Raw genomic sequence first — 14646 nt, 5'->3', positions numbered from 1 at the left:
GGCTGATGGTGATCAGCCGGGCTGACTGACCGGAACCACGCGCGGCTGCGTCTCGGCAGATTGCCGCGAGGCCAGCCGTTCCGTCTGCATCACCGCGAGCGTCAAGACCGCGATCGCGACTGCCTGATGCGCGAGCGCAAGCCCGATCGGCACCTGGTTGAGCAGCGTGAAAATGCCGAGCACCGCTTGCAGGCTCACCGCCGCAAACAGCCAGAGCGCGCCGCTCGCAGCGAGACCCGCGCGCGAACGCACCGCGTCGAACGCATGCAGCGCCGCCAACACGAACAGCGCATAGGCCGTCATGCGGTGCTCGAACTGCACCGTCAGCACATTGTCGAACATGTTGCGCCACCACGGCGTCTCGAACCACAGCCGCTCGGCGGAGGGAATGAGCGCGCCGTCGATCTCAGGCCAGGTGTTGTAGGCGCGGCCCGCGCGCAGGCCCGCGACCAATGCACCGAAATAGATCTGCACGAAGGTCACGAGAAGCAGCAGCGCACTTGTGAACCGCAGCCGCGCGGGCGCGGCGATCTGCGCCCGCTCCTTGAGCCGCCGCACCGTCCAGACGATGCCGGCGAAGATCAGCAGCGCGAGCACAAGATGCGTCGCCAGCCGATATTGCGACACCTCGACCCGCTCCGAGAGACCCGAGGCCACCATCCACCAGCCGACCGCGCCTTGAAGCCCGCCGAGCGCGAACAGCAGCCACAGCCTGCGCTTCAACTCACGGGACAAGCCCCCGCGCCACAGGAAGAACAGGAACGGCAACAGATAAGCGACGCCGATGAAGCGGCCGAGCAACCGGTGGCTCCACTCCCACCAGAAAATCTCCTTGAACTCGGACAGGCTCATGCCCGCGTTGAGCTCGCGATATTGCGGGATCTTCTTGTAGGCCTCGAACGCCTCGGTCCACTGCGCCGCCGAGAGCGGCGGCAGGCTGCCCGTTACCGGCTTCCATTCGACGATCGAGAGGCCGGATTCCGTCAGCCGCGTCGCGCCGCCGACCAGCACCATCAGCGCGATCAGCGCGGCCACGGAAATCAGCCACCAGCGCACGGCGCGATACGGCTCGGACGGGGCGGAAATCGTCGTCATTTCAGGGCGAAACCAAACCTTGTAGCTAAGAGACTTGAACCAGGAGGCTTGAACCGGACTGCGTGCCCCTTATAGTCCCCCGCTCCCGCAGCGCAAGTTACGCAAGAGACCGCGACATTCCGTCATGACGATCCGCACCCGCAAGTTCCTCGGCGCCATCCTGCTCCTGGTGCTGGCTACCGTCTGGGCCCTGCTCGGCATGGCGGCGGCGCAGATGCCGTGGATCGCCGAATCCGGCTGGCGGCAGGCGATCTACTACGTGGTGGTCGGCATGGGCTGGGTGCTGCCGGCGATGCCGATCGTGAGCTGGATGCAGCGGCCCGATCGCACCAAGCCCACCTAACGCTTCTACGTAACGCTCCTACGTCGCGCGGCCGGTCGGTTTCACCGGCGCAAAGGCGACACCCGACGCCAGCACGCGCAGCATGCGCAACGAGCGCACCCGGCCATCCCAGGAAATGCGCGGCAGCGCGCGCAGATTGGTTCGCCCTTCCGCATCCACGATGCCTGGTATCGCCGACACCGCGCTGGTAAAGCCCGCCTCCTCCGCCATCACCACGTGGCTGCGCCGGAACGAGGCGCGATCGCCGAACGGAAAAGCGAGATGCCTGATCTCGCGGTGGAAGGCCGCTTCCGCAACCACCTTGCCCATCGTCATCTCACGCAGCGCCGCACTGTCCTTCATGTTGGCGAGAACGGGATAGTTCACGGTCGCGCTGCCGATCGTGACGAGCGGATCGGCCGCGAGCTTCGCCAGGTCCTCCCAATCCATCGACGCCTCGCGCGAGAGCGCAGCCAGGTCGATCCGGTAGCGCGTGCAGAGATCGGCGATCGCAGCCGACACATCCGCCGGCGGCAGCGAGCGCAGCCAGATCTCGAGATGCGAGAACAGCGCCTGCTTCTCGGCATTATCAGTGACTGTGAAACGCTGCTCCTTCTCGCCCATCATCAGGCTGATGCGGCTCTCGCGCGCGATCACCTGCTCGAGCCCGAGCCACCAGGCCTCTCCGACCCCGTCGGGAAACGCGGTGGGCACATAGATCGTGAACGGCACGGCGTGGCGGGCCAGCACCGGGTAGGCGAACGTGATCAGATCTTTGCTGGCGCCGTCGAAGGTGAGCGCCGCGAAGCGCCGCTTCTCCGGCAGCGTCACCGCACGCCGGCAAACCTCGTCCATGCCGAGGATGTCGTACTTCCAGCGCTTCAGCGCCCGAATGGCACGGTCGAGGAATTGCGGCGTGATCTCGTTCTCGCGCAGCGGCTGAAATCCGCCGCGCCGCCGCGGCCGCACGTGCTGAAAGCGCAGGATGGCGCCAGCTCCACGACTGCGCAGCGCGGCCTGGCCGGTGAACCAGGTCAGCTCATGGCGCAGCCGTTCCAGCCATCTGTCGTCGGATGCCAATATCCCACCTTCGCGCTCGCCGGCGGCCCGTTCCCTCGCCTATTGTCATTACCCTTTGTTGACATTTCTTTGCAAAGGTCGGCCACAGGCCGAATTACGCATATTTTTGATTTCTCGACAGGTTTCGCGAATGACCATGGCTGCGGCGATGCAAAGCCGGACGGCAGAAGCGCCAGCGCGGTCGAAAGCGAGCCGTATCGCGCAGGTCGATATCGTCACCGATCTCGATCAGGCCGAGCCGGTCTGGCGCGCCCTCGAGGAGAGCGGCCACCTCTTCACGCCCTACCAGCGCTTCGACCTGCTCAGCCCCTGGCAGCGGCTGGTCGGCGGCTGCGAGGGCGCGCGCCCCTTCATCGTGATCGCCCGCGACGCCGAACATGCACCGGTCCTGCTGCTGCCGCTCTCGCTGCGCCAAGGCCACGGGGTGCGCACGGCCTGCTTCATGGGCGGCAAGCATACGACCTTCAACATGGGACTGTGGAACGCCGAGTTCGCGGCACAGGCCGTCGCCGCCGATCTCGACGCACTGCTCGCGCCGCTGCGCGAGCATGTCGACGTGCTCTCGCTGACGCAGCAGCCGCTGCGCTGGAACGATCAGCAGAACCCGTTCGCGGCTCTCCCGCGGCAGAGTGCGATCAACGGCTGCCCGCTGCTGGTGATGGGGCCGGGCGGCCCGCCCGCGTCGCGGATCAGCAACTCCTTCCGCCGCCGCCTCAAGAGCAAGGAGAAGAAGCTCGAGGCGCTCGCCGGCTATCGTTATCACCTCGCCACCACCGACGCCGACGTCACCCGCCTGCTCGACTGGTTCTTCCGCGTCAAGCCGGTGCGGATGGCCGAACAGAAACTGCCCAACGTCTTCGCCGAGCCGGGCGTCGAACAGTTCGTCCGCAGCGCCTGCCTGTCGCCGCGCGGCGACGGCCGTGTCATCGACATCCACGCGCTCGAATGCGACGACGAGGTAATCGCGATCTTCGCCGGCGTCGCCGACGGCCAGCGCTTCTCGATGATGTTCAACACCTACACCATGTCCGAGCACGCCCGCTACAGCCCGGGCCTGATCCTGATGCGCTACATCATCGACCGCTACGCCGAGCGCGGCTACCGCTCGCTCGACCTCGGCATCGGCTCGGACGACTACAAGCGGATATTCTGCAAGGACGACGAGGACATCTTTGACAGCTTCGTGCCGCTGACCTCGCGCGGCAAGCTTGCGGCGATGGCGATGTCCTCGCTCAGCCACGGCAAGCGGCTGGTGAAGCAGAACCAGATGCTGTTCGACCTGGCGCAGCGGCTGCGGCGCGCGTTCGGGTAGACTTCGTAGTAACGTAGGGTGGGCAAAGCGAAGCGTGCCCACCACCTCTGCCGCAATCGCTGAAAGGTGGTGGGCACGGCGCAAGTGCGCCTTTGCCCACCCTACGATTCCGAACTCGCGGAGAGAGACCCTTCACCCGTCTCACCCGGTTTCGCTTTCGCGAAGCCACCCTCTGCCACATGGGGAGAGGGTAAAATCTACTAAGCCGCGACCACGCGCGGTCCCGTCTCGCGTGCATCCGACGGCTGTACCGGCCTGCTCAGCATCGTCACTTCGCTGAAGCCGACGGCCTTGAGCTGCTCGCTCATCAGCCTGCGCGCATCCGGCTCCATTGACGCATCGGGCACCACGACGGCACGGGCATTGGCGGTCAGCAATTCTGCCGGCAGGTCGGAGGCGCTGCCGGCGTCGAGCAGCACGTGGTCGTAGGCGCGAAGCAAGGCGTCGATCGCGAGCGTCACGCGCGGCGATTGCAGCAGGCTGCGGTCGAAGCCGGGACGGCCGGCCATGACCAGATGCAGCCGCGACAGCTTGTCCCTTGTGATCACCTGCGCGAACGAGGCTTCGCCCTGCATCAGCTCGGCAAGGCCGGGCGCCGAGGCATCGACGGACACCGCGGCAATCGTCGGCGAGGATGCGGCGAGATCGACCACGACCACCCGCGCATCGCGCGCCAGGTGCCGGGCCAGCGTCAGCGCCGACAGCGTGACGGCTTCGCCTGGCGCGGTGCCAAGCACCGTGATCTTCTTTGCCGCCGCGGCGCGCAGCCTGTCGGCCAGATGCTCGATCTCGGCAAACTCGGTGACATCGGCATCGGCCGTCATCTCCGGCTGAAGCGGCGCGGGCTCGTCCATGACCGGTTCGACCACCGGCTCGACCATCGGCCGGACGAATGGTTCTTGGCGAACCGCCGCCTGCGTTTGCGGCTGCGCCGGAGCAAAGACAGCCGCAGCGCGCGGCGCGGTCTGGCGCAATAGCTCGCCGGTGACGACGACACCGGACGAGAGCAGCAACGTCGCGATGGTTGCGATCAGCACGATCGGCAGCTTCTTCGGATAGGCCGGCGTGTTCGAGACGACGGCGCGCGAAATGATGCGGCCCTCCGCCGGCGCCGTATCGATGCTCTCGCGGGTGCTGGCCTCGCGGTACTTGCCAAGATACGTTTCCAGCAGGTCGCGCTGCGCCTTGGCCTCGCGCTCGAGCGCGCGGAGCTGGACGTCCTGGCCGTTGGTCGAGGTCGCCTGCTTCTTGAGCTGCTCGAGGCTCGTGGTCAGGCCGTCGACCCGGCCACCGGCGATGCGCGCATCGCTTTCGAGCGAGCGGGAGATCTTGGCCGCTTCGTCGCGAATCTGGTTGTCGAGGTCGCCGAGCTGCGCCTTCAGCTCCTTGATCCGCGGGTGATTGCCGAGCAGCGTGGACGACTGTTCGGCGAGCTGCGCCCGCAGCGTGACCCGCTGCTCGGACAGCCGCCGCATCAATTCGGAGTTCACCACCTCGGACGCCTCGATCGGCTTGCCGCTCTGAAGCATCTCCTTGATCAGCCGCGCCTTGGATTCCGCATCTGCCCTCATCGAGCGCGCGTTGTTGAGCTGGGTATTGACCTCGCCCATCTGCTGGTTCGACAGCGTCGTGTTGTTGGTCCCGACGAACAGCGACGACTTGGAGCGGAAGTCCTCGACCTTGGCTTCGGCGTCGGAAACCTTCTTGCGCAGATTCTCGATCTCCCCCGCGAGCCATTGGCTGGCATTGCGCGCCTGGTCCTGGCGCGCATTCTGCTGGAGCACGAGATAGCCGTCGGCGATCGAATTGGCGACGCGTACGGCGAGATCCGGGTCAGCCGACTGGAATTCGATCACGATCACGCGTGACTTGTCGACGGCATAGGCCTGGAGGCGATCGTAATAGGCGTCGAGCACCCGCTCTTCCGGCGTCATCGAGAACGGATCGCGGCCGATGCCGACCAGCGCCGCAAGCGACTTCAGCGGCGAAATGCCTTGCAGCACCGGATCGAATTCGGGCCGTTCCGCAAGCTTGTTCTTCTTGATGATCTCGCGCGCGAGATCGCGCGACAGCACGAGCTGTACCTGGCTGGTGACCGCCTCGGGGTCGAGCGCCTGCCGCTCCTCGGTGCTGCGGTCGCTGCTCGGACGCAGGAACACGTTCTCGCGGCCATCGATCAGGATGCGCGACTCGGACTTGTAGCGCGGCGTCACGAGATTGACGGCGGCGACGGATGCGACCAGCGCCAGCACCGTCGGCACGATGATCCAGCCGCGCTTGCGGGCAAGCGCGCCACCGAGCGCGTGCAGATCGATGTCGCCGGATTCACCGGACGCCTGCCTGGTGACAGCAGGCGCAGGTCTTGCTTCGACCTTGGGCGTGGCTTCGGGCTTGGCTTCGGCTTTGGACTTCGAAACAGCCCGCTCGACCACCGCCTTGTCCTTGCCGGCACGCCAGAACGCTAAACGCATCGAACACTCCCGCAGGGCAACGCCACCAAGCTACCTCAACCGGGGCGATTACACTCCATTAAGGTTGCCGCTGGGTTAATCGCGTTAATCCCGCGACGGGCACACGCGCGCCCGTCACCGTTTGTTAACCACGAGGCCTCTTAATCCGTCTCGATATTTCGGAAATTGTTCGGCATTCGCCGTCGAGCGCTGGTTCAGATCATGCCCCCCTCTCCCGACCGGCCGCTTCGCATCCTGCACGCCGTGCGCGCACCCGTGGGCGGCATCTTCCGCCACATCCTCGACGTCGCCAACGGCCAGGTTGATCGCGGCCACCATGTCGGGATTCTCGCCGACCGCCTCACCGGCGGCGAGCGCGCCGACAAGGCGCTGGCCGAGCTCGCGCCGCGACTGAAGCTCGGCGTGCACCGCATGGCGATCCGCCGCGAGCCGTCGCCCGACGATGTCCTGGTGTGGCTTCGGATGCGGCGCCTGATCGCGGAGCTCAAGCCCGATGTCATGCACGGCCACGGCGCCAAGGCCGGTGCGTTCATTCGCATGCGGCAGCGCTCCGATAACACCATCCGCATCTACACGCCCCATGGCGGCTCACTGCACTATCCGCTCAACACGTTGAAGGGCGAGTTCTATGCGCGGCTCGAACGCTCGCTGATGGACTCGACGGACCTGTTCCTGTTCGAGAGCGCGTTTGCCCGCGACACCTATCAGCGCATCGTCGGCACACCCAAGGGCGTGGTGCATTGCGTCTTCAATGGCGTGACGCCGGAGGAATTCGAGCCTGTTGTCACCACCGAGGATGCCACCGACCTCTGCTATGTCGGCGAGTTCAGGCACATCAAGGGCGCGGATCTGCTGGTCGATGCCGTGGCGCGCCTGCACGAAGGCGGCAAGAAGGTTACCCTCACGCTCGGCGGCGACGGCGAGGAGACGGCAGCGCTGAAGGCGCAGGTCGAGAGGCTCGGCCTCTCCGGCGCGATCCGCTTCATCGGCCACGTCAAGGCACGCTACGGCTTCTCCAAAGGGCGGCTGCTGGTCGTTCCCTCGCGCGGCGATTCCATGCCCTATGTGGTGATCGAGGCGGGCGCGGCCGGCATTCCCATGATCGCCGCGCGCGTCGGCGGCATTCCGGAAATCTTCGGCACGGAGAGCCCGGCCCTGTTCGCGGCAAGCAACGCCGAGGCGATGGCGGAAGCGATTGCGGCCGCACTCGACGATCCGCAGGCGACAGCGCAGCGCGCATCCTCCTTACGCGAGCGCATCTCCGCGCATTTTTCCCAGCAGGCGATGGTTGACGGCGTGATCGCGGGCTATCGCGACGCATTTGCCAATCATTAACCACCCTTAAGGTCGCTTTAGAGATTCTTCCGATTTGTCCGATAATCGAGGTGCCGGGGGATGCTCGCCCGGGGTGCAAGGCTGCGCCACGGGTTTTTGGAATGGACGTGGACGCCCGTGGAACCGCTCAACGCACGCTCGATGCTCGATGCCGCGACCAGTGCCGCGGCCAAGCCGGCTGACCAGCCCTTTGTGGAGCGCCGCCGCCGGCTCTCGCCCGCTGCACTCGACGTCGTCAACCAGAAGGTCGCCCGCGCCTATTCGCCGATCGTGATCACCGGCATCGTACGCCTTGCCGACTTCGCGCTGCTGAGCCTCGTCGGCATCGCGGTCTATGTCGGCTACGTCATGCCGCTTTCCGGCTTCAGCTGGGTATATCCGGCGGAGATCCTCGCCGTCGCGGTCGCCGCCGTGGTCTGCTTCCAGGCCGCCGACATCTACCAGGTGCAGCTGTTCCGCGGACAGCTCCGGCAGATGACGCGGATGATCTCGTCCTGGTCATTCGTTTTCCTGCTCTTCATCGGCATCTCCTTCTTCGCCAAGTTCGGCAGCGAAATATCGCGGCTGTGGCTTGCCGCCTTCTACTTCATCGGGCTCGCAGCGCTCATCGCCGAGCGCCTGGTGCTGCGCTCGCTGGTGCGCGCCTGGGGGCGCGAGGGCCGGCTCGACCGCCGGACCATCATCGTCGGCTCCGACAGTAACGGCGAGCAACTGGTGGAGGCACTGAAGGCGCAGGACGATTCCGACATCCACGTGCTCGGCGTGTTCGACGACCGCAACGACAGCCGGGCGCTGGACACCTGCGCCGGCGCGCGCAAGCTCGGCAAGGTCGACGATATCGTCGAGTTCGCCCGCCGCACCCGCGTCGATCTCGTGCTGTTCGCGCTGCCGATCTCGGCGGAAACGCGCATCCTGGAGATGCTGAAGAAGCTCTGGGTGCTGCCGGTCGACATCCGCCTGTCCGCCCACACCAACAAGCTGCGCTTCCGTCCGCGCTCCTATTCCTATCTCGGCGAAGTGCCGACGCTCGACGTGTTCGAGGCGCCGATCACCGACTGGGACCTCGTGATGAAATGGCTGTTCGACCGTGTCGTCGGCGGCCTCGCGCTGCTCGCAGCCCTGCCGGTGATGGGACTGGTGGCGCTGGCGGTGAAGCTCGACAGCCCCGGCCCGGTGCTGTTCCGCCAGAAGCGCTTCGGCTTCAACAACGAGCGCATCGACGTCTACAAGTTCCGCTCGATGTACCATCACCAGGCGGATCCGACGGCCTCGAAGGTCGTGACCAAGAACGATCCGCGCGTAACCCGCGTCGGCCGCTTCATCCGCAAGACCAGCCTCGACGAGCTGCCGCAGCTCTTCAACGTGGTCTTCTCCGGCAACCTCTCCCTGGTCGGCCCGCGCCCGCATGCGGTGCAGGGCAAGCTCCAGAGCCGCCTGTTCGACGAGGCCGTCGACGGCTATTTCGCCCGCCACCGCGTCAAGCCCGGCATTTCCGGCTGGGCCCAGATCAACGGCTGGCGCGGCGAGATCGACAATGAAGAGAAGATCCAGAAGCGCGTCGAGTTCGACCTCTACTACATCGAGAACTGGTCGGTGCTGTTCGACCTCGTCATTCTCCTGAAGACGCCGATCTCGCTGCTGACCAAGAACGAGAACGCGTATTGAGTTTCCGTCATGCCCCGCCTTGTGCGCAGTTGCGCACTGAGGCGGGGCATCCAGTACTCCGCAGCGCCATCCGTCTTCCGCAATGTGCGCCACGGAATACTGGATCGCCCAATCAAGCCGGACGATGACAGCGGTGTTTGTGGCGAACGAGTAGCGTAAGCGTATGAGCGTGTGATGGCGTATGCGGCGACAGCCGGGGAGATGAATGCAGCGGTTCGCGCTGCGCCCGGCGTGCTGGCCCTCCAGCGCGCGCTGGTGTGGCTGGTCGGCGCCTCCGGCGCCATCGTCTTCATCGAACCCAGCCCCTACGAGATCGTGACGCTGCTCGCCACCGTCACCTTCTTCGCCACCGGCCTGCGCCTGCGACTCGCGCTGATGCCGCTGCTGCTGATGCTGGTCCTGCTCAATGTCGGCTACACCATCAGCGCGATCCCGCTGTTCGATCAGCCCGAGGTGGTGAGCTGGATCGCAACCTCCTGGTACATGGCGGTGACCGTGGTGTTCTTCGCCACGATCACGTCCGAGGACACCGCGGCCCGGCTCGATATGCTCCGCCGCGGCCTCGTGGTCGGCGCGATGATTGCCTCGCTGTCGGCGGTCGCCGGCTACTTCCACCTGGTTCCCGGCGGAGACGACCTCCTCACGCTCTACGGGCGCGCGCGCGGCACGTTCAAGGACCCGAACGTGCTCGGCGCCTTCCTGATCCTGCCGGCGCTGTTCGCGCTCCAGAGCGTGGTCTCGGACAAGCCGGCTAAGGCCTTCCGCAACGTCATCGCCTTCGGAATCATGTCACTGGCCATCCTGCTCGCCTTCTCCCGCGCCGCCTGGGGCGGGCTGGTGCTGACCTCGGCCTTCATGCTGGCGCTGATGGTGCTGACCAGCCGCACCAACGCGCAGCGCTCGCGCATCGTCGTCATGGCGATCGTCGCCGCGGTGCTGGGCGTTGCGCTGATCGCGGTGCTGCTGTCGTTCGATTCCACCGCCGAGATGTTCAAGCAGCGCGCCAGCTTCGACCAGAGCTATGACGAGGGCCGCTTCGGCCGGTTCGGCCGGCACATCCTGGGTGCGGAGATGGCGCTCGACCTGCCATTCGGCATCGGCCCCCTGCAATTCCACCGTTTCTTCCCCGAGGACACCCACAACTCCTATCTCAACGCCTTCATGTCGGGCGGCTGGCTGTCCGGCGTGTGCTATCCCGCGCTGGTCTTCACCACGGTGATCACGGGCTTCCGGCACATCTTCGTCCGCGTGCCCTGGCAGCGCGCCTATCTCGCCGTGTTTTCAGCCTTCGTCGGCACAGTCGGCGAAAGCTTCGTGATCGACACCGACCATTGGCGGCACTTCTGGATGATGCTGGGCGCGATGTGGGGCATGATCGCGGCTGCCCAAGTCTATAAGACTAGGGCTGGCGACGAAGCTTCTTCAGCTTGAGATCGGGACGCTTCTCCGGCGGCGTGTCGAGGAGGCTCTTCAGCGCTTCAGTGGCGGCAAGCACGCCCTTGTAGCCCTCCGTCGCGAAGCGCAGCAGAAGACGCAGCTCCTCGTCGGAATAGGCGCCGAAGACCTTCTCCATCGCCTGCTGCATCGGCACGTAGAACTGGCCGATCTTCATGGCCGCCTCCGGCACGACCGCGATGAAGACCTTGCGGCGGTCTTTCTCGTCCCGTTCGCGGCGCACGAGGCCAGCCTTCTCGAGCCGGTCGATCACGCCGGTGATCGCGCCCGTCGTGAGGCCTGTCACCTCGGCGAGCCGGCCCGCGGTGACGCGTCCCTCGAGATAGAGGATGTCCATGCATTCGAGGTCGGAATTGGCAATTCCGGCAACGTTCGCAACGGTCTGGCCATAAAGCACGCCCTGCGCGGACGACCGGCGCATCGCCTCCTCGAGCTCCTGCAACAGCGCCGCGCGCGCCTTCGTCCTTGACAAGGCCGACCTCATATCTTAGTCGATATATATCTTAGTCACTAAGAGATTTAGCGACCGTAATTTCTCCTAGCACCACGGAAACGTCGGGAGCAAGCCATGTCCAACCGTCCCCGCAAGGCCCTGATCATCGGCGCCGGCATCGCCGGGCCCGTCGCCGCCATCCTGCTCCGCCGCGCCGGCATCGAGTCCGCGATCTACGAGGCCTGGCCCTATTCGAAGGGCATCGGCGGCGGCCTTCAGATCGCGCCGAACGGCATGCATGTGATGGACGAGATCGGGCTTTCGAACGAGCTGATCAGCCGCGGCTCGGTCGCAGAGGCCTTCGACTTCTATTCGCAGGAAGGCCGAAAGCTCGGCTCGATCAACCGCGACATGCAGCGCCGCTTCGGCCAGCCCGCGGTGAACGTCTGCCGCGCCACGCTGAACGAGATGCTGATCGACAAGGCCTGGTGCGCCTGCGTCTCGCTCTATTTCGAGAAGCGCCTGATCAAGATCGAGGACCGCGGCGACCAGCCGATCATCGCCTACTTTGCCGACGGCACCACCGCCGAAGGCGACTTCCTGATCGGCGCAGACGGCGTGCATTCAATCACGCGACGCCAGGTGGTGCCGGACGGACCCCGGCCGTTCGACACCGGCCTGATCGGCTTCGGCGGCTTCGTGCCGCACGCCGTGCTCGACGGCAGGCCGATCGGCCGGCACGTCGAGACCACGTTCGGCCAGAGCGGCTTCTTCGGCTACGGCTATTGCAGCCCGGATCCGAACGACGGCGTGATGTGGTGGAGCACGCAGCCCGCCCACGGCATGGACGCGGCGATGTTCCGCGCGCTCGATGCGGCGACACTGAAGCAGCATCTGCGCGGCTTCCATCGCGGCTGGCACGATCCGATCCCCGACATCATCGAGGCGGCCGAGAACATCGTGGTCACCGACACGCTCGATGTCGCGACCTTGCCGACCTGGTCGCGCAAGCGCTCGCTGCTGATCGGCGACGCCGCGCATGCGACCAGCCCCCATGCCGGCCAGGGCGCCTCGCTCGCGCCGGAGGACGCGATGCGGCTCGCGCGCCTGATGCAGGACGGACAGGAGCTCGGCACCACCTTCCAGGCTTTCGAAGCCGAGCGGCGGCCCCGCACCGAGAAGATCGTCGCGATGGCGCGCCGCAACGGCAACAGCAAGCGCGAGTTCAGCGCTACCGGCGCGTGGATGCGCAATCAGATGCTGAAATGGCTGTTGCCGCTGGGCTCGAAGAGCATGGAGTTCATGTACGCGTATGATGCGCGGGCGGTGTAGCGCCGAACACGGTGTCATCGCCCGCGAAGGCGGGCGATCCAGTATTCCAGAGACAGCGATAAGATACGGAGAAGCCGCGGCGTACTGGATGCCCCGCCTTCGCGGGGCATGACAGCGTCCGTGATGCGGCCCTACCCCTCCACCTCGAACGTCAGCCCAGCGTGGTCCTGCAGCCGCTTGATCAGCTTGTGCTGCATCGCTGCGCCCGGCGTCCAGAAGCCCGCAGCGACGTCCGGCGTGTCGCGCAACAGGCAGATCGCGCATTCCGAGATCATCTTCGAGGTCGAGCCGTAGCCGGGATCGCGGTCGCCGGTGACGCCGGCGCGGACCTGGCGGCCGTCAGGCGCGATCGCGACATAGAGCAGATTGAAGAGACCGTTCTCCCGCTCTTCCTTCGACGGCCCCTCACCCGGTTTCGGCGCCTTCGGACCGGTCTTTTCGGCGTTGACGGCCATCACGCGCTTCGCATTGGCCTCGCCCTTCTCGCCGGGACCGGTCAAGACCATCTCGTCGTAGACGAACTCCTGGCCGTAAGGGAATCCCATCAGCATGTTGGAGCGATGGACGTTGCGCGTGTTGATCAGCGCCATCATGAACGGCGCGGCCCAGGATTGCAGATCCTCCTCGAACGCCGCCTTGTTGCCTTTCGGCTGCTTTGGTCCGGCAAACCCGGGCGTCAGCGCGAAGTGGTCGTTGAGAATGGCGACAAGGCTGAGATCTTTCGAGACAGCATCGAAGGTCGCTTTCGCACTCGCCGCGGTGCCACCCGACAGCGTCCCGCGCATGTCGCGCACGCGGCCCTTCACGCGCGCAGCCGCTGCGCCGAACACGCGCTTGGCTTCCTCCTGGACGAAGAACGTACCGAGCTCGAACGGCACGGAATCATAGCCGCAGGAGAACACGATGCGCGCGCCGCTCGCCTTGGCCGCCGCCTCGTACTTGTCGATCATCTGCCGCATCCAGACGGGCTCGCCGCAGAGGTCGAAATAATCCGTGCCGCCAGCGACGCAGGCCGCGAGCAGCTCTTCGCCATAGAGTTGATACGGACCGACCGTCGTGATCACCGACTTGGTCTGCGCGACCATTGCCTTCAGCGAGGCGGCATCGGACGCATCGGCTACGATCAGCGGCGTATCTGCGGGCGCGCCGATCGCCTCGCGCACCGATTTCAGCTTGTCGAGGCTGCGGCCCGCCATCGCCCATTTCAGCGCCTTGTCGTCTTTGTAGTGCGCCGCCAGATATTCGGCGACGAGCTGGCCGGTGAAACCGGTCGCACCGTAGACGACGATGTCGAATTTCGCAGAGCTCATGACTGGCCTTTACTTTTTCGCGTAACTCACGCCCATGCCGGCACGGACGTCGCTTTGAATGCCATAGGGCGGAATCGGATAGCGAAGGCCGTTCTTCGCCAGCGCCTTCATGCCCAGGATCGCCTTGGCGAGATGCGAGGGCTTCAGGGCCATCAGCATCTCCTCGTCCGGCACGCCGCCATAGCGCCGTTCGGCATAGCATGGCAAGGACAGGCTGGGCTCCCCGGTCTTGAGCGCCCGCCCCCACGAATCCGCGCAAGCGGTCTCCCCGACCACGCCCCATTCGAACTTCTTGTAGCCGGTATATTGCAGCCCGTTGATCAGGATGATCATCTGCCCGGGCGTCGCATAGACGAGGCAGATGTCGGGCGGATCGAGCCGGCCGCTGGCGAGCGGGCTGACCGCGAGCGCCTGATAGTGCCCGAACGGCACCACGTCCAGCGCCTCCTGGCGCTTGCGCGCGTCCTCCGCCGTGCCGTGCCAGACCCCGACGTAATTTTCGCCGGCGAGCCATTTGTCGTCCTGCGGCGCAAGGCCAATCACCGCGCGGCACTGGCTACCTACGAGATCGTCGGCGGTGATGCCGACGGTCCACCCCAGACGCGCGGCCATGCTGACGACCTGGTCGGTGGTATGGATCGCGTTCGGCCGCCGGATTTTCGGGATCGCTTCCATGTCCGCGGCGCGTGCGAACAGCTTCATGCCGATCACCGTGGTCTTCAGCCGCAACAGGCTGTTGAGATCGGCGACGAGGCCGGCAAGATCGATGTTTTCAGCGCTCTGCTGCTGCATGGCGTCCTCCGGGCCGGCGATCGTGCGCCGGTGCTGTGTTCTTG

Annotated in this window: 12 protein-coding genes; 6 read left to right on the top strand and 6 right to left on the bottom strand. The window is 65.7% G+C overall.

Features of this window, described 5'->3' with window-relative positions:
- Positions 1 to 12: 12 nt before the first annotated feature.
- Positions 13 to 1095 carry a COX15/CtaA family protein gene (locus tag ACVWW6_RS26170; protein ID WP_456681593.1) on the bottom strand — a complete coding sequence of 361 codons (1083 nt, stop codon included), beginning with the start codon at positions 1093 to 1095 and terminating at the stop codon, positions 13 to 15.
- A gap of 124 nt (positions 1096 to 1219) precedes the next feature.
- Between ACVWW6_RS26170 and ACVWW6_RS26165 the strand changes: the two genes are divergently transcribed.
- Positions 1220 to 1438 (top strand): DUF2842 domain-containing protein, encoded by a 219-nt coding sequence (locus ACVWW6_RS26165; RefSeq protein WP_456681592.1) that lies wholly within the window; start codon positions 1220 to 1222, stop codon positions 1436 to 1438.
- An 18-nt stretch (positions 1439 to 1456) separates the two neighbouring features.
- Here ACVWW6_RS26165 and ACVWW6_RS26160 read toward each other — a convergent pair whose 3' ends face one another.
- Entirely contained in the window at positions 1457 to 2497 is a 1041-nt protein-coding gene (locus tag ACVWW6_RS26160; RefSeq protein ID WP_161534752.1) for a polysaccharide deacetylase family protein, read from the bottom strand.
- A gap of 130 nt (positions 2498 to 2627) precedes the next feature.
- On the opposite strand from ACVWW6_RS26160, the gene ACVWW6_RS26155 reads away from it, so the two are divergent.
- A complete protein-coding gene (locus tag ACVWW6_RS26155; RefSeq protein WP_456681591.1) occupies positions 2628 to 3809 on the top strand; it encodes a GNAT family N-acetyltransferase in 1182 nt (393 codons plus the stop codon).
- Between the two features lie 200 nt (positions 3810 to 4009).
- Here the strand turns inward: ACVWW6_RS26155 and ACVWW6_RS26150 are convergent, their stop codons facing one another.
- On the bottom strand, positions 4010 to 6280 hold the full coding sequence (locus ACVWW6_RS26150; RefSeq protein ID WP_456681590.1) for a GumC family protein: 2271 nt from the start codon (positions 6278 to 6280) through the stop codon (positions 4010 to 4012).
- 201 nt (positions 6281 to 6481) lie between these two features.
- Here ACVWW6_RS26150 and ACVWW6_RS26145 point away from each other — a divergent pair, with 201 nt between their 5' ends.
- The 3 genes from ACVWW6_RS26145 to ACVWW6_RS26135 all read left to right on the top strand — a co-directional run bounded on the left by ACVWW6_RS26145 (position 6482) and on the right by ACVWW6_RS26135 (position 10711).
- Positions 6482 to 7615: a glycosyltransferase family 4 protein gene (locus ACVWW6_RS26145; RefSeq protein WP_456681589.1), complete on the top strand. Its 1134-nt coding sequence runs from the start codon at positions 6482 to 6484 to the stop codon at positions 7613 to 7615.
- A gap of 117 nt (positions 7616 to 7732) precedes the next feature.
- Positions 7733 to 9280 (top strand): undecaprenyl-phosphate glucose phosphotransferase, encoded by a 1548-nt coding sequence (locus ACVWW6_RS26140; protein ID WP_028171667.1) that lies wholly within the window; start codon positions 7733 to 7735, stop codon positions 9278 to 9280.
- A gap of 174 nt (positions 9281 to 9454) precedes the next feature.
- A complete protein-coding gene (locus ACVWW6_RS26135; RefSeq protein WP_060912453.1) occupies positions 9455 to 10711 on the top strand; it encodes an O-antigen ligase family protein in 1257 nt (418 codons plus the stop codon).
- Here ACVWW6_RS26135 and ACVWW6_RS26130 read toward each other — a convergent pair.
- A complete protein-coding gene (locus ACVWW6_RS26130) occupies positions 10680 to 11156 on the bottom strand; it encodes a MarR family winged helix-turn-helix transcriptional regulator (RefSeq protein WP_049832408.1) in 477 nt (158 codons plus the stop codon). The genes ACVWW6_RS26135 and ACVWW6_RS26130 overlap by 32 nt on opposite strands.
- Positions 11157 to 11303: 147 nt before the next feature.
- On the opposite strand from ACVWW6_RS26130, the gene ACVWW6_RS26125 reads away from it, so the two are divergent.
- A complete protein-coding gene (locus ACVWW6_RS26125) occupies positions 11304 to 12500 on the top strand; it encodes an FAD-dependent monooxygenase (RefSeq protein ID WP_456681588.1) in 1197 nt (398 codons plus the stop codon).
- A 131-nt stretch (positions 12501 to 12631) separates the two neighbouring features.
- Here ACVWW6_RS26125 and ACVWW6_RS26120 read toward each other — a convergent pair whose 3' ends face one another.
- Together ACVWW6_RS26120 and ACVWW6_RS26115 are read right to left on the bottom strand one after the other, a co-directional pair.
- Positions 12632 to 13810, bottom strand: a complete 1179-nt coding sequence (locus ACVWW6_RS26120) for a saccharopine dehydrogenase family protein (RefSeq protein ID WP_060912455.1) — start codon at positions 13808 to 13810, stop codon at positions 12632 to 12634.
- A 9-nt stretch (positions 13811 to 13819) separates the two neighbouring features.
- Positions 13820 to 14602, bottom strand: coding sequence for a DUF169 domain-containing protein (locus ACVWW6_RS26115; RefSeq protein WP_060912456.1), 783 nt, complete (start codon positions 14600 to 14602; stop codon positions 13820 to 13822).
- Positions 14603 to 14646: the final 44 nt, after the last annotated feature.

This window comes from Bradyrhizobium sp. USDA 3311 (assembly GCF_054062495.1).
This window is presented reverse-complemented; position numbering and strand designations above follow the sequence as displayed.

Bases quoted from the DNA above. Each gene is read 5' to 3' on its own strand.
- ACVWW6_RS26170 (WP_456681593.1), bottom strand. From the start codon at position 1,095: ATGACGACGATTTCCGCCCCGTCCGAGCCGTATCGCGCCGTGCGCTGG.
- ACVWW6_RS26145 (WP_456681589.1), top strand. From the start codon at position 6,482: ATGCCCCCCTCTCCCGACCGGCCGCTTCGCATCCTGCACGCCGTGCGC.
- ACVWW6_RS26125 (WP_456681588.1), top strand. From the start codon at position 11,304: ATGTCCAACCGTCCCCGCAAGGCCCTGATCATCGGCGCCGGCATCGCC.
- ACVWW6_RS26150 (WP_456681590.1), bottom strand. From the start codon at position 6,280: ATGCGTTTAGCGTTCTGGCGTGCCGGCAAGGACAAGGCGGTGGTCGAG.
- ACVWW6_RS26155 (WP_456681591.1), top strand. From the start codon at position 2,628: ATGACCATGGCTGCGGCGATGCAAAGCCGGACGGCAGAAGCGCCAGCG.
- ACVWW6_RS26120 (WP_060912455.1), bottom strand. From the start codon at position 13,810: ATGAGCTCTGCGAAATTCGACATCGTCGTCTACGGTGCGACCGGTTTC.
- ACVWW6_RS26115 (WP_060912456.1), bottom strand. From the start codon at position 14,602: ATGCAGCAGCAGAGCGCTGAAAACATCGATCTTGCCGGCCTCGTCGCC.
- ACVWW6_RS26135 (WP_060912453.1), top strand. From the start codon at position 9,455: ATGGCGTATGCGGCGACAGCCGGGGAGATGAATGCAGCGGTTCGCGCT.
- ACVWW6_RS26130 (WP_049832408.1), bottom strand. From the start codon at position 11,156: ATGCGCCGGTCGTCCGCGCAGGGCGTGCTTTATGGCCAGACCGTTGCG.
- ACVWW6_RS26165 (WP_456681592.1), top strand. From the start codon at position 1,220: ATGACGATCCGCACCCGCAAGTTCCTCGGCGCCATCCTGCTCCTGGTG.